Source organism: Agrobacterium sp. 22-223-1, from assembly GCF_053522385.1.
In genome coordinates, this window is record NZ_JBNWCN010000003.1 from 170,021 (window position 1) to 188,409 (window position 18,389).

Genomic DNA, 18,389 nt, shown 5'->3' on the forward strand with positions numbered 1-18,389 from the left:
GCGGCCGATGGATCGTTTTCGATCGCTCTAACAACGGAGTAATGACCTTGACAGGGCACCATAGGAGTCTAGACGGGGTTTCATGATCATCTTGGGAGTATGGAAATGAAAACACTGGCAGCCGTTTCGGCTTTTGTAGGCAAGACCTTTGCCGCCTGGGTCATCCTGTTCGCCGTGCTCGGCTTCTTTTTTCCGGATACGTTCAAGCAGATTGCGCCTTGGATCGTCACGCTTCTGTCGATCATCATGTTCGGCATGGGCCTCACACTTTCGGTCGATGACTTCAGGGAGGTCGTAAAAAGGCCGTTCGATGTGACGATAGGCGTGCTCGGCCAGTTTCTCATAATGCCGCTTCTGGCGGTGCTGCTCACCCGCATTATTCCCATGCCGCCGGAAGTCGCTGCCGGCGTGATTCTGGTCGGCTGCTGCCCGGGCGGCACATCATCCAATGTCATGACCTATCTCTCCAAGGGCGATGTCGCCTTGTCCGTTGCCTGCACCTCGGTCACCACGCTTGCCGCGCCGCTGGTGACGCCGTTCCTCGTCTGGCTGTTTGCGAGCCAGTTCCTGCCGGTTGATGGCTGGGCCATGTTCCTCAGCATCGTCAAGGTCGTTCTGGTTCCGCTCGCTCTCGGCGCCGCCCTGCAGAAGCTGCTGCCCGGTCTCGTCAAGACCGCCGTTCCGGCATTGCCGCTGGTAAGCGTCATCGGCATCGTCCTCATCGTTTCGGCGGTGGTGGGAGGATCCAAGGCGTCCATCGCCCAATCCGGACTGATGATTTTTGCCGTTGTCGTCCTGCATAACGGGCTAGGTTATCTCCTCGGCTACCTCGCGGCAAAGGCAACGGGCCTGTCGCTTGCCAAACGCAAGGCCATTGCGATCGAGGTCGGCATGCAGAATTCGGGCCTTGGCGCGGCACTTGCAACGGCCTATTTCTCGCCTCTCGCCGCGGTTCCAAGCGCCATTTTCAGCGTCTGGCACAATATTTCCGGTGCAATCCTGGCGAACTGGTTTTCGGGCCGGGTGGACGCAGGCTCCGCCAACGAAGCGGGCTGAATCTCCCCATCATCTGTCAGGCCGCCTGAACTGCTGGCGGCCTGATCCTGCCTTAGAACGGCATAGTCTGACGCGCTACGGCCGGTGGATTAAGCCGGGCAAAGCCCTCCTGGCGCTGATACGGGAAATGCGGGTAGGGAGCAGTCGTCTCGCTGGCCTCGTCCAGCTTCGCTACCTGTGCGGACGTCAGTTCCCATCCCACGGCATCGAGGTTCTGGCGAAGCTGTTCCTCATTGCGCGCGCCGATGATGACCGTGGAAACAGTCGGGCGTCTGAGCAGCCAGTTGAGGGCGACCTGCGGCACCGTCCTGCCGGTTTCTTCCGCAACAGCGTCGAGCGCATCGATGACGCGGTAGAGATGTTCATCATTAACCGGCGGGCCGAAGCTGGCGGTCTCATGCAGGCGGCTACCTTCAGGCAGCGGTGTGCCGCGGCGGATTTTTCCCGTCAACCGCCCCCAGCCAAGCGGGCTCCAGACCATTGCGCCAAGACCCTGATCCGCGCCGAGCGGCATCAGATCCCACTCGTAATCCCGGCCGATCAGGGAATAATAGACCTGATTGACCACATAACGCGGCCAGCCATATCGATCCGCGACGGCAAGCGATTTCATGATCTGCCAGCCTGAAAAATTCGAGACGCCGGTATATCTCACCTTGCCGGAGCGGACGAGCGTATCGAGCGTCGACAGCACTTCCTCGACCGGTGTAAAGGCATCGAAGGCATGGAGTTGCAGGATGTCGATATAGTCAGTCTTTAGTCGGCGCAGGGCGTCATCCACCACGCGCAGCAGCCGGAAGCGGGACGAGCCCGCCTCGTTCGGCCCGTCGCCCATCGGCAGGCTGGTTTTGGTTGAGATCAGAACACTGTCGCGCCTTCCCTTGAGGGCTTCGCCGAGCACTTCCTCCGATGCGCCATTGGAATAGACATCTGCGGTATCGAACAGGTTGACGCCGGCTTCCAGGCAAATATCGATCAGGCGCCGGGCTTCGGTGGCGTCTGAATTGCCCCAGTTGCTGAAGAGCGGGCCTGCGCCGCCGAAGGTTCCGGTGCCGAAACTCAAGACCGGCACTTTCAGGCCGGATTGGCCGAGATGGCGATATTCCATGGGGCGTTCCTTTGTTGCTTCGAAATGGTCGCGGGCGGGGCTCTGGCAGCGCCGCGCTCTGTCCATCCCGTCATGATCTGGCAGATGAAGATTGCGATGCGTTTCAATCGCTGTCTGAAGATAGACGCTCGCTCTTCAATGAAATAGAATGCCGAAAATACTATCACTTGTGAGATGAAGTCATCATGGCGCGACTGGAGATCAACCGGGCAGGGGAGATGGAAATCTTCGTGCGGGTCGTCGAACTCGGCGGTTTTTCCCGCGCGGCCGCGGCGGCGAACATGACGCCTTCGGCGGTGAGCAAGCTGATCGCACGGCTGGAAAGCCGCCTGGGCGCGCGCCTGCTCAACCGTTCCACCCGACAGCTTCAGATCACGCCCGAGGGCTGCGCCTTCTATGAAAGGGCCACCCGCATCCTCGCCGATCTCGAAGAGGCCGAACGCGCCGCCGGTGAGGGGGAGCAGCCTGTCGGCCGCGTGCGGATCAACACCAGCGCTTCTTATGCAGCGCATATTCTTGCGCCCATCCTGCCGCGGTTTCTGGCGCTTCATCCGGGCATCACACTCGATATCGTCCAGACGGATATGGTGGTTGACCTTCTTGCGGAACGTATGGACGTCGCGGTGCGCGCCGGGCCGCTCAAAAGCTCAACTCTCGTTGCCCGGAAACTCGGTGAGACACGGATGATCATTGCTGCCGCCCCGGATTATCTGGAGCGCTGCGGCGTGCCGCAAACCATGGCAGATCTGGAACATCACAATCGGCTCGGATTCGGTTACGCCCGGTCAGTCGATGGATGGCCGTTGCGGGATGCCGGAAAGACCGTCGTCATTCCGGCGACGGGGCGCGTGCAGGTGAGCGACGGCGAGGGCCTTCGCCGTCTTGCCCTTGCCGGTGTCGGGCTGGTTCGCCTTGCCGCCTTCACCCTGCGGGAGGATATCGCCGCCGGCCGGCTTGTCTCCGTGCTCGATCACCTCGATACGGGTGAGACGGAGATGTTTCATGCCGTTTATGTCGGCCAGCGCGGGCCGCTTCCCGCCCGCATCCGGGCCCTGCTCGATTTTCTCGGCGAGCACGGGCGGGTGAAATGACCTTCCGATGGCATCGGAAGTCGCGGCGGGGATGAAGACGGCAGGAGGCTGAAAAAAAAGAGCGTCCGGCGGACCGGACGCCTATGGTCTCGGACCGGACAGCGTGAAGGCGCCAACCGATTTCAGCACAATATGCGTTTCGCCGGCAAGTGTGCTCGGTATCGCGCCGCAAAGGCTGCCCGTCGTTACGACATTGCCCGCCTTGAGCATTTCGCCGGTGTTGAATGCCGCATTGGCAAAGGCGACCAGCGGCGCGAGCGGATCGCCATTCGGATGTTTTACCCCGGCATCGAACAGCGATACCGACCCCTCGGTGACGGTGAGCTGCGGCAGGTTCTCGCCATTTCCGGCAAAGACATCCACGATGTGCTTATCGACTTCCGGGCCAATGACGAAGCCGTGGTTGGCGAGGCGATCCGCGAGAAAAAGCGGAAACGGCACCTGATTTTTCTCCACTAGCCTGTAGCGGAGAAGTTCAGCACCAAGGTGGACCTTGTCGATAAATCCTATGAGGTCCTCCCTGGTCAGCGGTCCCGCCGCCGCCGCGGGAATATCCGCCGAAAGCGTAAAGCAGATCTCGACCTCGATGCCTTCGGTGCCGTCATGGGGAAAAGAAGCGGCATTGGCTTCACCGACCCGCACACAATCGAACATGGGCGCCCCAATGGCCTCGCCATCCGCGCGGATCGCCAGTTTCCAGCCGGCAACCGGTTCTGCCCAACTTTCAGCAAAAGCCCGCTGGACCGCCATAGCCTCTCCAAGCGTAGCAGGAATGAGACCCTCCGCCTGCACCGCCGCCAGAGAAATCTTCGCCCCCTCGCGGCTCGCTGTGATGAAGCTTTTCGCCAGTTTTTCGATTGCCACCATTGCGTCCATGGTCCCCGTTGTTCTCGAACGCCAAAATGTTGTCACGATTTGGCGCTCACTGCCAAGGCCATCAATGCCGGGTTTGACAACATCGCCGACTTTAAGCATGTGCGGGCGAGGGGCATTGTGCGGGGTTAATGGGAGAGCAAATGAATAGTGTTTATGGTTGACAGCGTCACAAAACATAAATTCAAGCGTTTGCTTCTGGGTTTCCTTAGCGTATTCGTCCGTACCACGACGTAGAACAGAGAGTTGACGCATGACATTGCAATTTCCGAGCATCGCGCAGACGCTTGCCGAAGAGATCGGAAGATTACGCAAATGGCTGGATGAGGACGCCTTGCCCCTGTGGTGGGAGGCGGGTTCGGCCCGGCCTGATGGCGGCTTTTACGAACGTCTTGGCCAGGATGCGAAACCGGTTTTTTCCGATGACCGCCGCGCCCGCGTGCAGCCGCGTCAGGCCTATTGTTTCGCCGCCGCCGGCCAGCACGGCTGGCAGGGACCTTGGAAAGACGCGCTCCTGCACGGGCTTTCCTGGTTCGAGAAGGTCTACCGCCTTGAAAACGGCCTTTATGGCAACCTTGCCGACCAGACGGGCCGGCTGATCGATCCCTCCTTCGATCTCTACAATCAGGCCTTTGCGCTGTTTGCCGCCGCACAGGCGGCTGCAAGCCTTCCCGAGCGCCGGGACGAGATGCGCGGCCGGGCGCTCGATATCCTTGCCATCCTCGAACGCGACTACAGACATCCGGTCGCCGGCTTCGAGGAAGCGAACCCGCCGCGCACGCCGCTCTGCTCCAATCCGCACATGCATCTCTTCGAGGCGATGCTGGCCTGGGAGGTGCAGGACCCGGACGGCCCGTGGTCGGCGCTGGCCGACGAGATCGCCGATCTTGCGCTTAACCGCTTCATCGATGGCGGCAATGGCGGCTTGCGCGAATTCTTCGCCCATGACTGGACACCGCATGACAGCGACAAAGGCCGGATCATGGAACCGGGGCACCAGTTCGAATGGGCCTGGCTTCTGGTGCGCTGGGGCAGCCTGCGCGGGAATGATGAAGCGATCGGCAAGGCAAAACGCCTGTTCGAGATCGGCGAAGAACACGGCATATGCCCGCGCCGCAAGGTGGCGATCATGAGCCTCTACGACGATTTCTCGGTGCATGACGGGCTGGCGCGGCTATGGCCGCAGACGGAATGGCTGAAGGCTTCGGTGCGGCTTGCGAGCGTCACGGGCGGTGAGGAGCGTCAGCGTTACCTCGCCTCCGGTCTCAGCGCCATCGGCGCGCTGCAGCCTTTCCTCGACACGCCGGTCAAGGGCCTGTGGTTCGACAAATGGCCGGCCGACAGGCCGATGCTCGACGAACCGGCGCCGGCAAGCACGTTTTATCACATCGTCTGCGCCATATATGAGGCAGAGGCCGTGCTGGCGGTCAGTGGGTGGAGATGATGCCCATAGCCGTAGAGGAATAGCAGAAATGTGATTTTTGAATTGGGTTTTCATTTTATTCTCAGGCTTTAAATGGGATAGCGATTTTACGCTGTCGATCAGCTAAAAAGACAATACTGGGGGCACAAAAATTATGGTCACTCTTTCGAAAGGCAAATAATGGCCCTTGATCTTCTGAACCACGAGGATGAGCTAAAAACTGCTAAAGAACTCAACCACCTGTTGGCTTCAAAATATGCCCAGGAGGTAGTTAACCGTGTTGCAAATAACGTTATATCGGCACAATCGAATGGTGTCCGAATCGGCGATGGAAAAGTGAAAAGCGACAGTGGTTTTAGGGCGACGCTTCGTTCGCTTAATCCCGAGCGCATGATACGAAGAGCGATACGGAAGCGCTTTCCAAAGCAAGGAACGGTCTCGAGGTCACCTGAAGCTCTCGATAGTCCTGAATATTTTCCCTTATGTGTTCAGGGACTTAATATTCAGTATAGTACTGCGACTTTCGTTGACAGGCGAGGTGTTGGTAGAGTTGCTCGTGAAATATTGAAGGAATTAATAAAGCGAGAGGCACTCTCAACGTTCGATGTTAGGCCGGTTTGCGAAAAACCTATTCATTTTTTCTCGTCTGTCCACTGGTGCCCAACCGAGTTACCTTCTCGATCCGTCGTTATGGTGCACGACGTTATTCCTTTGCTATTTGAGAGCATATTTCAAAAATCAACTATTAGCGAATGGAAACAAAGATACGTCCATACGATTAGAAGCGCTGATGTCATCGTGACAGTTAGCGAAAGCAGTTCGAAAGATATTTCACGAATTATTGGTATTCCTGAGGAAAAAATACACGTCGTTTATAATGGTGTTGATATTTTGGACTGGCATGAAGACGAGAGTGTGGATTTGCTTACGCCTGATGCTCCATACTTCGTCTGTATAGGTTCTAACGATTACCACAAAAATATTGACGTCGTAATTAAGGCGATGGGTTTCAGGGATGTCAGGGATTATCATCTGGTCGTTGTCGGAAAATCTCCGAAGGGATTTTCCGCGGAGTTGGCCTCTGATAGCGGAGATAGAATACATCCGATCGGTCGCCTGACGGACGGACAGTTGGCTAGAGTATTGAAGCGATCCAAAGGGCTGCTTTTCCCCAGTTTATATGAAGGTTTTGGTTTGCCTCCCTTAGAGGCGTTGAGGCTTGAAGTTCCCTGCATATGTAGTGCGAGACCTGCCATGACAGAATTGCTGCCTGGTATGGTGGTTTTTTGTGAGCCGGATAAACCGCAGGATTGGGCGAATGCCATGTATCAATTGGCTAACTTCCCACCGGACATGAGTGTCCGAAGCCGAATAGCGAGCGAAATTCGGGACCAATTCAATTGGGAGAGATCTACGGACTTGCTTTTATCTGTACTTAGTAGACTTGAAGATGCTGAAAACTGAAAATATTACGGGTGGCAGGCCGTGTGCACCTATATATTGAATATGCATACAACGGTGGTTCAACGATCAGGTTTTTCCGCCTTGACCTGCGGAGCGGAGCCGGACGCCAGTAACTCGAATGCCGTATAAATTATTACCGGCAATTCGAAATTCCCAGCTGCCCTGATCCTGCTGCCCGATTGTGAATTCGAGGCGGGTCGTGGTGGGATGGCCGTGTGGCCCGCGCAGCAGGGGCGCTGAGGTGACGAGGCCGGTTGTTGTACTGTATACCTCGACTACCGCCTCGTCGGCGCGCTCATCGAAAATTAGCGCATCCATTTCAATACGGTATTCGCCTGGTGACAGCACCATTCCGGGGCCATACAACTTATGTTTTCTTCCAGTCCCGGCCAGATCGAGAATGGGGTCTTTCACTGGACCATAACGCGTTTTCATTAGCGGTAACAGGTTGCTGTCCATCACGGGCTGCAATGATAGACCAGTACTTTCCAGTTGCTGACGCGGCAGATGTGAGGCGAGATAGAATTGCGTTCCGGCAATCCAATACAGCGTTTCGGCTTCAAAGTTTACCAACTGGTGGCGTATTTTGGCGATGCTGATACTGTTAGTATGCCAAATTAGAGTTTCGGGTGGGTTGTTGTCACTATTTGGATTATCAAGGTCGTCTTCCTGCAAAAATGCACGTGGCCGTAGCGAAAGCATTGCCGGATCGACCTTGATGCGCCCCAAGAGAGGACGGTTTCGCTCGATGTTATCCGCTGCGCTATCTGTGGCTCTTACTGCTTTGCCATCCCAAGCCGGGAGAAGGGTACTCCAGGGAAAGCTTATGGCAATACCGGCTATCAAAAATAGCGGAACCAATATCTTTATGCTTGCCTGCTGCCGAAGCGTAATGGGTGCCGTAAGGTCTGATATTCGCGCTGTTCCGCTCCACCACAGAAACCAGAAAATGGCGATTTGAAAGGGAAAGGGGTAATAGACGTCCATTTGGCCAGCAGCATCACTCAATGCAGTGAAGTTGAGAAGCGACCATGGAATATAGGCCACGTAACCGAAAAGAGGTATGGGATTACGCCAGGCGATCGTTGCCAGCAAAGCAATTACCGCAGGCTGCACTAGATAGAGCCGCTGTGTAAACAAGATGGCAATCCGCTCCTGCATCAGTGACCACGTCAGGTGCGCGTAAGGTGGCGTACCAGTGTAAATGCGGGTAAATGCGCCATCGGCAGGGAATTGCGAGTTGCGGATCAGCACGGCTGCCAGCGACAGACTGAACGCCGGCAGTAGTAACGTCAGTATATCGCTTCCTGCTGTCACACGGCGGTTGTTCCACATGGTCCATACCCACAAAAGCCCGAGCGGTGCAACGATATGGAAACCCATATCTTCGCGCACCGATAGCGCTAGCAGCAAAAACAGTGCCGCCAACTGCCGCTTGCCGCTAAAGAAGGCGGCGAGACACGCGCAGGCCATTAGTGCGCCCAACCCCTCGATATGCGGATATGCCAGAATAAACATGGCTAAACCGTTGAAGGCGAAAGCCAGCGCCAGAAGAGCTCGCCAAAGCGGTTTTCCCACAAAATATGATATTCTGCCCAGAACAATCCACGCCATCAGGCCATTGCCACCGAGAATCACGCCCTGAAAGCTGCCAAACCATGTTATCGGTCCCCAAGGCCAGAAAAAGCTAAGCAGACCGATGGCGTAAAGTACTGGCGACAGATGCGTGCTGTAGAAAGAATTGTTGTCGATAACAGATGGATTGGTGAGGTTAAAATCTTGTGGGTGCCACATCAACGCGGCGAACCAACCGCTATCGTGTAGATAGCCACCTGACACATAGAAATGGTTCATTACAAAGCTGAAACCAGCTAGAAACGGCGCCAGAAAGGAGAAGACCGCAGCCATGCTTTCCATTACTGGCGCGCTCTTAGGCGCTGTCGGTTCAGTTGTCTGCCAAATCATTCCCATTGGTTGTTTCTCCGTCGCCGTTCCAGCGACGATGTCTTAATTGCTATGTAAGGGCTGCGCCGGTATTGACCTGATTGCGATCAGGTGTGTTATCTTCGCGAATAAACGTATGAATATATGATCTTTATATCTTCATCTTTTTAAAAAGACGCTCGGGGATATTGCGGATGATTAACATGATCAGCCGCCAAACAGGACGTACGTAGACGATGTTTCTTTTGCGCAGAACGGCGCGCTCTATCGCAACTGCGACCTCATTTGGACTGGCTGTCAGGACCGCTGGCAAATCCATCCCCTCTGTCATTTTGGTCGCAACAAATCCCGGTAAAACTGTAACCACATGGACGCCGCGATTGGCTAGGCGATTGCGCAAGCCTGAAAGAAATGCGGTGAAAGCAGCTTTAGCGGAGCCGTAGATATAATTAGTTGCGCGACCCCGCTCCCCAGCAACAGAACTAATCCCGACCAGCGTACCCGAAGCACGTTGTTCGAAGCGGTTGGCAAGAAGGGCCAAGATGCTAGCCGGGCCCTCATAGTTACTGCGCATAATATGGCTTGCAGTGATGGGATCGGCTTCGCTTTCTTTCTGGTGCCCCATCAGCCCGATGGTAGATATCGCAATTTCAGGCAATTGGGGAAGGTTGTTTAGGAATTCTTGATGGGTTTCTATGGAAAGTGCGTCAAACTCATGCAACGTGACCCCAACACCGTAACGAAGTTCGATATCGCGTTTCTCAGTGTCGAGACTTTCGGCATTACGTGCTGCCAGTTGGATAGCATATCCCTTTGCGGCAAATTTATGAGCTACAGCGTTGCCAATATCCGACCGAGCACCAATAATGAGTACAGACGGTTTCGTCATATGGAGAGCCTTTCTGCCTGAGATGAAATAAAGCGGTTTCTCCAGCCATTCTCATCCCTATTCTGTACGAATTTTTCTACGCGTGCATCCGAGGTGTGTAGTGTTTGGGCCGACATACGGCTGTCTTTTGCCAGATAGAAACGCCCGCCATTTTCAACGGTGATGTCATCCAGACGGTGCAGCAAACGAAGATTTTTCCGGGATATCGGGAAATCGAGGGCAAGGGTGTAACCTTCCATGGGAAAGGAAAACTTGCTGTTTTGCGGACCAAGTCTCTTGAGAACGGCGAGGAAAGAGCCGGCTCCGGCAACGGAAATTGCGTCAAGCAGGGCGCAAATACCTTTTTCGGAAGAATCAAGAGGCAGTACGCATTGAAACTGCGCGAAGCCGCTCCGACCATAGATTTGATTCCAGCCAAGTACCGCATCTAGGGGATAAAAATATGAATCGCAATCGACAAGGTGATCGCCGTTCTTTCTGGCTCCATTTTTATAGTAAAATTGGTTGAATAGACTTACACTTACTCGATTCAATATGCCGGATGGCAAAGTGATAGGTAATTTGATTTGACGTTTCTGCGGTTGCGCGAATGGTTTGCTCGCATGCTCCGCAGGGAGGTCTGATATCGACGCATGTTCACCCAACATAATCAGGGACCGTCCCAAATTCTTTCCGCGCCCAAGGCAATCGATCCAGGCGACTGAATAAGTGGCATCCTTGTGTTTTTCGAAGACTTCCATTGCCGCCCCCAGGTTCTGAGCAGGCACGGTTGTTTGCCTTATCCACGATGTTTCGACGTGTCGGAGGCGCAGCGCTGCGCGCAGAATGATCCCGGTTAGCCCCATGCCGCCCAAAGTGTGTTCGAAGAGGTCAATATTCATATCCCGGGAACATCGGATAATCTCTCCATTCGCGTCTAGGACATCTATCCAATCGACACACGTTCGAAAGCTGCCTTCTTTGTGGTGGTTTTTGCCGTGGACGTCAGCGGCGATCATGCCCCCCAAGGTAACGAATTTGGTTCCTGGCGTCACCATGGGGAACCAACCCCTCGGTAGAAATGTCTTGATCACGTCGCTCAGCAACACTCCGGCCTCGGCCACAAGTTGACCAGTCCGGGTTTCGAAAGAAAGCATGCGATTAAAATACTTCATTGAAATGGTGCTGAACGGATTAATCGCGCTATCGCCATAGGCACGGCCATTCCCTCGCGCTATTACGCTGTGCTTGGAATTCAGCAAGCCGCGCAGCGTTTCCACATCGCGCGGAAAATAAAGCCGGGTCTCTATCAACGGGTATCGACCCCAGCCGGATATTTTCATAGTCCGATTTCTTTGTTTTTGTCATTGAAGACAAAACGCTTGTCGAGATTGTACTTAATAATGTATCCCAAGATTAATCCCATAATAGCTCCGACTTCGCGCATGAAATTGGTTTGCCAGACTAGCCAAAAAACCGTTTCAGCCCCCCAGAATATTAGAGTAGTAAGAAACCCCATCACTGTGTAAAGCGTGAATTTTCGGCTGTTGTTCTTCAATCCCATATTTTGATCGTAAAATATCCAATGCTTGTCGAGCGCATATTTTATAACAAGACCTACGATCGTTCCCATTCCGATTGCTGCAAAAAAATGGATTTCTGTAGTTCCAGCCTGAAGAACAATCCGTTGCGTTGCAAGGTTTGAGAAAATGGCGATAACGGCAAATATCGCATATCTGAGAGTCAGGATGCCGAGTGTCATAACAATGCACCTCCCAGCGTGAAGGCCAATATTATCGCTGCGCATATTTGACTGGTGCCGTCTTTAGCTGCGTAGACCACTGGATCGTCATGCATCAAGCCTCGGTGTGCCATCATCACGGCGCGAGTGATCCAATAGAGCAGTATCGCACAGACACCCCACAGCGCCTCCGGACAGGCATACAACCGCACTACGGCGGGAGAATTGACATAGAGCGTCATCACGAGCACGGACACGTAACCAGCAGCAATCGCTATCATTGAGATTATAGGCAAATCATCGACGTGATAGCCTCTGCCACTCGGTTTCAGATCGCCCCGCGCTGCGCTGTCGATTAACTCGGCCTGCCTTTTGATAGCGGCTAGCGACAAGAAGAAGAAAACAGAAAACGCCAGCAGCCAGATTGAGATGCCAATCGACGTTGCTACAGAACCGGCAAAGATCCTTATCGTATAAAGTGCGGCAAGCATGCAGATATCAACAACAATCAATCGCTTAAGGTGGAGCGAATAAGCGGTCGTCAACAAATAATAGCCGATCATGACTGCCAGAAATTTCAAGCCTATAAAAATTGCGAGAAAAGAACCGAAACCTACAAGCGCTCCCGCCATCAAGGTTCCATGTGCGATGGGAACGGTGCCTGCGGCAAACGGTCGGTTTCGTTTTCGCGGGTGTGCTCTATCTGCAGAAAGATCAAGCAAGTCGTTCAAGATATACACGCCGGAAGCTATAAGGCTAAAGCACACAAAAGCCGCTGTCGAGGAAGCAATTGTCGGCCCATCGAGCTGATGCGCGGCAAGCATTGGAACAACTACGAGGAGATTCTTTAACCACTGATGAGGCCTGAGGGCCTTGATGTAAGGCCTAATAATCTCTTTCTCGCTTTGGAGATGCTCCACTGTGTCGCAAAGGGCCTCGACTTTTGTGCGTACTTTCCTAGGTACATCCACCGTGATCGCTTTTTCTGCGCGTTCCCAGACGGGAAAATCAGCAGCAGTGTCCCCCATATAGAAGAAGCCTGTTTCACCGAAACGTTCTTCCAAAAATGCAGCTTTCGTGGCGCCTTTCAGATTTCGCTTGCCGTCAGAGCCGTGAACCTCATCAAAGATACCCAGGTGGTCGGCTATCCCTTGTGCAATTTGTTGGTCAGAAGCGGTGACAAGAGCGGTGCGCCCGCCTGCACGTCGCCATTTTTTGATATAGGCCAGTACCTTCGTGTTGTAAGGAAGGAAACGGGCATCGACCGTTGCCGCACATGCTAGGTGACGTTTCAAGTGGGCACGCCCACGCGGCAATGCCGAGATCGCGCTGAAAAGACACCGCCAATCCGAGCCAAAAGCCGACCAGAAGTTCTCGTATAGCATGTCAGTTCGGAGAAGGGTTCCGTCTAGGTCAACGACGAGAATTTTTCGAGTGTCGAAATTCAACGGTTCATCGCTCTTTTGTAGCACATTTTTTGCAGCGGGTCCCGATAGAAGAGGGCGCTATCGTGCATTTATGCGACCTTGGATGCCGTGGGGCGCCGTTTTTTCTGCTCGGGGCGTCCTACCGCATAGGGCGGGATCGCGCAATCAATTGATGGCCGGTTAACGCAGAAACATTCTGAAAAGATCGAAAATAATCCGAAACCTATTGAAAACTTCCAACATAATCTGATAGCTCCTGCGGGCGCATAATTGCGGATTTTTCTTGTTGGGAAGAGACACATGAAAACGGCACTCGTCTGCGGAGCAGGTGGATTTATCGGCGCACATCTGGTCAAGCGCCTGAAACGCGAAGGTTTTTGGGTGAGGGGGGTTGACCTCAAATACCCGGAATATGCCGCAACGGAGGCTGACGATTTCGTCATCGCAGACCTTCGGGAGCAATCCAATTGTCGTGCGGTGATCGATCGCAGATTTGACGAAGTATACCAGCTTGCTGCCGATATGGGCGGCGCGGGGTATATTTTTACGGGCGAGAACGATGCCGATATCATGCATAATTCGGCTACCATCAATCTCAACGTCCTGGATGCCTGTTTTCGCCGCAATATAAAGCGGGTCTTTTACAGTTCCTCGGCCTGCATGTATCCCGAACATAATCAGACGGACCCGAATGCTCCAGTAACGCGGGAAGACAGCGCTTATCCGGCAAATCCGGACAGCGAATATGGCTGGGAAAAACTGTTTTCCGAGCGTCTTTATCTCGCTTACAACCGCAACCATGGCATGGAATGCCGTGTCGCGCGTTATCATAATATCTTCGGTCCGGAAGGATCCTGGGTCGGAGGACGCGAGAAGGCGCCGGCCGCGCTCTGCCGCAAGGTCGCAGAGGCTGAATCCGGCGGTGCAATCGAAATTTGGGGTGACGGCCTACAGACACGGTCGTTCCTCTTCGTTGATGAGTGCCTCGAGGCGACTCTGCGGCTGACTCGATGCGAAACTTTCGCTGGGCCGGTGAATATTGGCTCGGAAGAAATGGTTTCGATCAATGAACTTGCCCGGATTACGATGCGGGTTGCCAACAAGAATCTCGAAATTCGCAATATCCCTGGCCCGCAAGGTGTACGTGGGCGCAATTCCCATAATGACCTCATTCGGGAGAAGTTGGGATGGGAGCCAAGCCTTACGCTTGAGCAGGGCCTGGCCCGCACCTATCCCTGGATTGCGCGCCAGGCCGAGCTTGCGCGTGGAAAAAACAAGTGACGGCCAACGGCCCGATCCGTAGCGAGATATGAAGATGAAGCCGAAACTCTCCGTTATAGGCCTGGGCAAACTTGGTGCGCCCATGCTCGCCGTTTTTGCCAAAAAGGGCTTTGACGTCATTGGTATGGATTTGAATTCCGCATTCGTGGATTCAATCAATCGTGGTGTAGCACCAGTTCCCGAGCCGCAGCTGCAGGAGTTGATCACCGAGCATGGTGAGCGCATTCGGGCAACGACTGACATGCGGGAGGCAGTGCTTTCGTCGGATGTCACTTTCATCATCGTACCGACGCCAAGTGGGCCGGACCGATTTTTCCGCAATGATTATGTGATCTCCGCTCTTGAGAGCATCGGCGCTGCATTGCATGACAAGATCGGTTATCACAACGTGGTTGTCACTTCCACTGTTATGCCTGGTTCTACGGGCGGTGTTCTGAGGCAAACGCTTGAACGTGCATCGGGTCGCACAGTGGGTTCGGATCTCGGCTTGTGTTATAATCCGGAGTTCATCGCGCTCGGTACCGTCGTTCGCGACATGCTTTATCCAGACATGATTCTCATTGGCGAAAGCGACCCCAAGGCCGGGGATATGCTCGAGAGCGTCTACCGTGGCTCGACGGAGAGCGGTCCCGAATTCCAGCGCATGAACTGGGTCAATGCGGAACTTTGCAAGATCGCCGTCAACACCTACGTAACCACCAAAATCAGCTATGCGAACATGATCGCAGACATGTGCGACCATCTCGATGGTGCAGATGCAGACGTGGTGACGGATGCTCTCGGTGCAGATAGCCGTATAGGAAAGAAATACATCAAGGGAGCCATCGGTTATGGTGGTCCTTGTTTCCCGCGTGATAATAAGGCATTTGCTGCACTTGGACGCAGCCTGGGTGCACGTACGGATCTCGCAGAAGCGACGGATGTAATCAATGATCATCAGACCGAACGACTTGTTCGGGCCATATCGGCATCGGCTGATCCAGGGGCGCAGGTTGCCATTCTCGGCCTCTCCTATAAGCCGGAAACGCCGGTGATTGAGGAAAGCCAGGGACTGGCGCTCGCCCACAAGCTGATTAGCATAGGTTATCGTGTGCGGATTACGGATCCGCAAGCGCTTGTCAGCCTTCCGGATCAAATTGCCGACGGCATTGTGATCAAGATGGATGCGGAAAGCGCCATGGCGGGAGCAGATGTGGTCGCCATTGTGACGCCGTGGAAAGCCTATCGCAATCTCGATATCGCGGCAGCAGGGCCCAAGGCGGTCATTGACCCGTGGCGCGTCGTTGACGCCGCAAAGCTCTCAGCCGCAATAACGCTGATCAGGCCCGGTATGGGGGATTGGCTCTTAGATGCCGCAGCGGCGAAACACAACCGGGTAATGCCATGATATCGATCGTCCTCTACGGAAGGAACGACAGCTACGGCTATAATCTCCACAAGCGGGCTGCTCTCAGCCTGAATTGCATGGCGGAAGTGTTAACTGATGAAAATGATGAAATTCTTTTCGTAGATTACAACACGCCGGACGATTTCCCTACCTTCCCGGAGGCGATCTGTGACACGCTGACGGATCGTGCGAAGCGCCTTTTGCGGATTATCCGCATAAGGCCCAGTCTTCACAATCAGCTTTTCGCATCACGTACGCATCTGAAGGCCCTTGAACCCATTTCGCGCAACGCTGCCGTCAGACGGTCCAATCCTGCAAATCGCTGGATATTGTCGACCAACACGGACATGATATTCGTTCCGCGGGGGTCGCAATCCCTCTCGGAGCAGTTGGCAGCGCTGAAGGACGGGTTTTACTGCGCGCCGCGTTTCGAGATACCTGAAACACTATGGGAGAGCTTCGACCGGCTTGATCCGGCCGGGGTTATAGCTGAAACCCGCGAGGCGGGAGAAAAATTTTATTTGAATGAGGTTGTGTACGGGATGGACTCCATCCTCTACGACGCTCCCGGTGATTTTCAGCTGATAAAGCGGGACGACCTTTTTTCCATCCACGGTTTCGACGAAAGGATGCTCTTGGGTTGGCATGTGGACGCGAATATTTCAAAGCGTCTCGTTATGCGCCATGGCAAGATTGAGGACGCTTTACCTTTCGTTCTTGGCTATCATTGTGATCACACCCGTCAGACCACTCCTGCTCATGCACACAAGAGCGTTGAAAATAGTGCTGACGATTTTTACCACAATCTCCAGCAGCAGGAGATACCGGATCAATCAGAAACTTGGGGCCTCGCTGGCATTGATCTGGAAGAGATCAGGCTGACTGACACCGTGAATATGGCGTATCGTCAGGCGCTTGGCAAAGCTATCGATCAGCCTCTGAAGGGGTTAATTGAAGCAAGATATCGACCGGAATCTTACGATCTGGAACTTGGAACGCCGGAGCATGTACTTCCATTTCTTGTTGATCTATTTGCGAATGCTCCGAGAAATACTAATCTCGTCTGGCTTGGCCCCAAGGATAGGATATACGACCTCTTCACGAGCTGTTGGCGACATTTGGGATTTCTGACTGATGTGTCTCACTGGCAAGACGATGGGGAAGCTATCGGTCAAGCAGACACTTTTATAATCAACTTTGGGCTCCCGAAAAAAGTAGAGGGCGACGCAGCGGCTGCGTTGATGGAGCAATTTTATACCGTCGTGACAAACGAGCGGGATCACTTGGAAGGAAATAAAGAACCGCGCCGAATTATCGGCGTGAATGCGATTCATAATAGTTTCGAATCGCTTATGCAGCGCTTCGTTGGCTGCAGCAGAACGCCTTTTTCTGCTAGGCTGCGGCACGGTTATTTGCTTAGGTCAGCATTTGTCGACTCTCAGGATTGGACTACCGAAATGTTCCCGGGTTCTGCTGGGAAGAAAGATGGGAATATAATTCGTTCAACGGGTGCTAGCGGACATATATTTTATGGGCCTTATGCTAATTTGATGCCCGGTAATTATAGAGTTGATATAAGTCTTAGTAGAAGTTGGAACCACTCTCCAACATCGAAGCTGCACCTAGAAATTATGCAGGGCGAAAGAACGACCGAAGTCGTAAAAATCAAATTGTTTGGCCCTAGAAAAATTATCTCGCTACCGCTTCAAATTGCGGCGCGAGATTTGTCTCTTCCTATTGAAGTGCGTCTTCACTCAGTAGGAAAATCCAACGTCGCCCTCGAACGTGTAACTGTAAAAAGGGTTCGACTTGCTGATGCGTAGCCTGGTTGAAACACACCTAAGTAACTGAACTGCTATCATCATTCAATAAAAGGATTCACCTGTGACCGACCATGCAACCATTGATGACGTAAAAGAGTACTGGAATCGTCGCCCTTGCAATGTTCGACATTCAAAACTCGAAGTGGGCACGAGAGAATATTTCGATGAAGTAGAAGCCCGGAAGTACTTTGTTGAACCACACATTCCCGGATTTGCAGAATTCTCGCTTTGGAATGGCAAGAAGGTACTGGAAGTTGGGTGTGGCATCGGTACTGATGCAGTCAACTTTGCACGTAGCGGTGCGATATACTCTGGTATCGAGCTTTCGGAAGCCAGCCTTTCTATCGCCAAGACACGGTTTGAAGTGTTTGGACAAACCGGAAGTTTGCAGCAATTGAATGCGGAATCGCTCACGGAAGGTTTTCCAGAGGACAATTTCGATCTGGTATACTCTTTTGGTGTTATTCATCATACACCCAATCCGCGAGGTGTAATCGAGCAAATCCGAAAAGTTATCAAGCCGGATGGTGAGTTGAGGATAATGCTTTATGCAAAGCGGTCTTGGAAGGCTGCTATGATTGAAGCTGGTCTCGATCAACCGGAAGCACAGTCAGGGTGCCCGATTGCTTTTACGTACGATGAGCGCGACGTTCAAGAGCTTCTCTCTGGCTGCTTTGAAGCAACCGAAATTCGGCAGGACCACATTTTCCCCTACCAGATTGAACAATATGTCAAGTATGAATATGTGCGGCAACCTTGGTTTGAAACTATGCCGCCGGAATTGTTCCGTGCGCTTGAGCAGAGTTTGGGATGGCATTTGCTGATAACTGCTAAGCCCATTTGAGTCTGAGTAAGATTGACGCGAACTCTTTGAAAGTCGTTTGACAATTCGGGGTGCGGAAA

At 53.5% G+C, this 18,389-nt stretch carries 15 protein-coding genes; 8 read left to right on the forward strand and 7 right to left on the reverse strand.

Going from position 1 to position 18,389, the window contains the following annotated elements:
• Positions 1-105 precede the first annotated feature (105 nt).
• Positions 106-1,056: a bile acid:sodium symporter family protein gene (locus ACQZ60_RS16210; RefSeq protein ID WP_127757195.1), complete on the forward strand. Its 951-nt coding sequence runs from the start codon at positions 106-108 to the stop codon at positions 1,054-1,056.
• 52 nt (positions 1,057-1,108) lie between these two features.
• Here ACQZ60_RS16210 and ACQZ60_RS16215 read toward each other — a convergent pair whose 3' ends face one another.
• Entirely contained in the window at positions 1,109-2,164 is a 1,056-nt protein-coding gene (locus ACQZ60_RS16215; RefSeq protein WP_448735612.1) for an aldo/keto reductase, read from the reverse strand.
• Between the two features lie 185 nt (positions 2,165-2,349).
• Between ACQZ60_RS16215 and ACQZ60_RS16220 the strand changes: the two genes are divergently transcribed.
• Positions 2,350-3,255, forward strand: a complete 906-nt coding sequence (locus tag ACQZ60_RS16220; RefSeq protein ID WP_448735613.1) for a LysR family transcriptional regulator — start codon at positions 2,350-2,352, stop codon at positions 3,253-3,255.
• Positions 3,256-3,336: 81 nt separating this feature from the next.
• Here the strand turns inward: ACQZ60_RS16220 and ACQZ60_RS16225 are convergent, their stop codons facing one another.
• The gene (locus ACQZ60_RS16225; RefSeq protein WP_448735767.1) at positions 3,337-4,122 is read right to left on the reverse strand and encodes a 2-keto-4-pentenoate hydratase; all 786 of its coding nucleotides are present in this window, start codon (positions 4,120-4,122) and stop codon (positions 3,337-3,339) included.
• A 259-nt stretch (positions 4,123-4,381) separates the two neighbouring features.
• Between ACQZ60_RS16225 and ACQZ60_RS16230 the strand changes: the two genes are divergently transcribed.
• Both ACQZ60_RS16230 and ACQZ60_RS16235 read left to right on the forward strand, forming a co-directional pair.
• Positions 4,382-5,572, forward strand: coding sequence for an AGE family epimerase/isomerase (locus ACQZ60_RS16230; RefSeq protein ID WP_448735614.1), 1,191 nt, complete (start codon positions 4,382-4,384; stop codon positions 5,570-5,572).
• 159 nt (positions 5,573-5,731) lie between these two features.
• On the forward strand, positions 5,732-7,015 hold the full coding sequence (locus ACQZ60_RS16235) for a glycosyltransferase family 4 protein (protein ID WP_448735615.1): 1,284 nt from the start codon (positions 5,732-5,734) through the stop codon (positions 7,013-7,015).
• A 66-nt stretch (positions 7,016-7,081) separates the two neighbouring features.
• Here the strand turns inward: ACQZ60_RS16235 and ACQZ60_RS16240 are convergent, their stop codons facing one another.
• From ACQZ60_RS16240 to ACQZ60_RS16260, 5 genes are all read right to left on the reverse strand, one after another.
• Entirely contained in the window at positions 7,082-8,986 is a 1,905-nt protein-coding gene (locus ACQZ60_RS16240) for a hypothetical protein (protein WP_448735616.1), read from the reverse strand.
• Between the two features lie 124 nt (positions 8,987-9,110).
• The gene (locus tag ACQZ60_RS16245; protein WP_448735617.1) at positions 9,111-9,848 is read right to left on the reverse strand and encodes an SDR family oxidoreductase; all 738 of its coding nucleotides are present in this window, start codon (positions 9,846-9,848) and stop codon (positions 9,111-9,113) included.
• Positions 9,845-11,170: an FAD-binding protein gene (locus tag ACQZ60_RS16250; RefSeq protein ID WP_448735618.1), complete on the reverse strand. Its 1,326-nt coding sequence runs from the start codon at positions 11,168-11,170 to the stop codon at positions 9,845-9,847. The genes ACQZ60_RS16245 and ACQZ60_RS16250 overlap by 4 nt, the downstream gene beginning before the upstream one ends.
• A complete protein-coding gene (locus ACQZ60_RS16255; protein WP_448735619.1) occupies positions 11,167-11,589 on the reverse strand; it encodes a GtrA family protein in 423 nt (140 codons plus the stop codon). Before ACQZ60_RS16255 ends, ACQZ60_RS16250 begins: the two co-directional genes overlap by 4 nt.
• On the reverse strand, positions 11,586-13,016 hold the full coding sequence (locus ACQZ60_RS16260; protein WP_448735620.1) for a UbiA family prenyltransferase: 1,431 nt from the start codon (positions 13,014-13,016) through the stop codon (positions 11,586-11,588). The genes ACQZ60_RS16255 and ACQZ60_RS16260 overlap by 4 nt, the downstream gene beginning before the upstream one ends.
• 279 nt (positions 13,017-13,295) lie before the next feature.
• Here ACQZ60_RS16260 and ACQZ60_RS16265 point away from each other — a divergent pair, with 279 nt between their 5' ends.
• From ACQZ60_RS16265 to ACQZ60_RS16280, 4 genes are all read left to right on the forward strand, one after another.
• Positions 13,296-14,276 carry an NAD-dependent epimerase/dehydratase family protein gene (locus ACQZ60_RS16265; protein ID WP_174000623.1) on the forward strand — a complete coding sequence of 327 codons (981 nt, stop codon included), beginning with the start codon at positions 13,296-13,298 and terminating at the stop codon, positions 14,274-14,276.
• A gap of 34 nt (positions 14,277-14,310) precedes the next feature.
• A complete protein-coding gene (locus tag ACQZ60_RS16270) occupies positions 14,311-15,663 on the forward strand; it encodes a UDP-glucose dehydrogenase family protein (protein ID WP_448735621.1) in 1,353 nt (450 codons plus the stop codon).
• Positions 15,660-17,486 (forward strand): hypothetical protein, encoded by a 1,827-nt coding sequence (locus ACQZ60_RS16275; RefSeq protein ID WP_448735622.1) that lies wholly within the window; start codon positions 15,660-15,662, stop codon positions 17,484-17,486. Before ACQZ60_RS16270 ends, ACQZ60_RS16275 begins: the two co-directional genes overlap by 4 nt.
• Positions 17,487-17,547: 61 nt before the next feature.
• Entirely contained in the window at positions 17,548-18,330 is a 783-nt protein-coding gene (locus ACQZ60_RS16280; protein WP_246669695.1) for a class I SAM-dependent methyltransferase, read from the forward strand.
• The last annotated feature ends 59 nt before the right edge of the window (positions 18,331-18,389 follow it).

Coding starts and splice junctions, on each gene's coding strand:
- ACQZ60_RS16220 (WP_448735613.1), top strand. CDS start 2,350: ATGGCGCGACTGGAGATCAACCGGGCAGGGGAGATGGAAATCTTCGTG.
- ACQZ60_RS16250 (WP_448735618.1), bottom strand. CDS start 11,170: ATGAAAATATCCGGCTGGGGTCGATACCCGTTGATAGAGACCCGGCTT.
- ACQZ60_RS16235 (WP_448735615.1), top strand. CDS start 5,732: ATGGCCCTTGATCTTCTGAACCACGAGGATGAGCTAAAAACTGCTAAA.
- ACQZ60_RS16265 (WP_174000623.1), top strand. CDS start 13,296: ATGAAAACGGCACTCGTCTGCGGAGCAGGTGGATTTATCGGCGCACAT.
- ACQZ60_RS16245 (WP_448735617.1), bottom strand. CDS start 9,848: ATGACGAAACCGTCTGTACTCATTATTGGTGCTCGGTCGGATATTGGC.
- ACQZ60_RS16215 (WP_448735612.1), bottom strand. CDS start 2,164: ATGGAATATCGCCATCTCGGCCAATCCGGCCTGAAAGTGCCGGTCTTG.
- ACQZ60_RS16230 (WP_448735614.1), top strand. CDS start 4,382: ATGACATTGCAATTTCCGAGCATCGCGCAGACGCTTGCCGAAGAGATC.
- ACQZ60_RS16255 (WP_448735619.1), bottom strand. CDS start 11,589: ATGACACTCGGCATCCTGACTCTCAGATATGCGATATTTGCCGTTATC.
- ACQZ60_RS16275 (WP_448735622.1), top strand. CDS start 15,660: ATGATATCGATCGTCCTCTACGGAAGGAACGACAGCTACGGCTATAAT.
- ACQZ60_RS16240 (WP_448735616.1), bottom strand. CDS start 8,986: ATGGGAATGATTTGGCAGACAACTGAACCGACAGCGCCTAAGAGCGCG.
- ACQZ60_RS16210 (WP_127757195.1), top strand. CDS start 106: ATGAAAACACTGGCAGCCGTTTCGGCTTTTGTAGGCAAGACCTTTGCC.
- ACQZ60_RS16270 (WP_448735621.1), top strand. CDS start 14,311: ATGAAGCCGAAACTCTCCGTTATAGGCCTGGGCAAACTTGGTGCGCCC.
- ACQZ60_RS16225 (WP_448735767.1), bottom strand. CDS start 4,122: ATGGTGGCAATCGAAAAACTGGCGAAAAGCTTCATCACAGCGAGCCGC.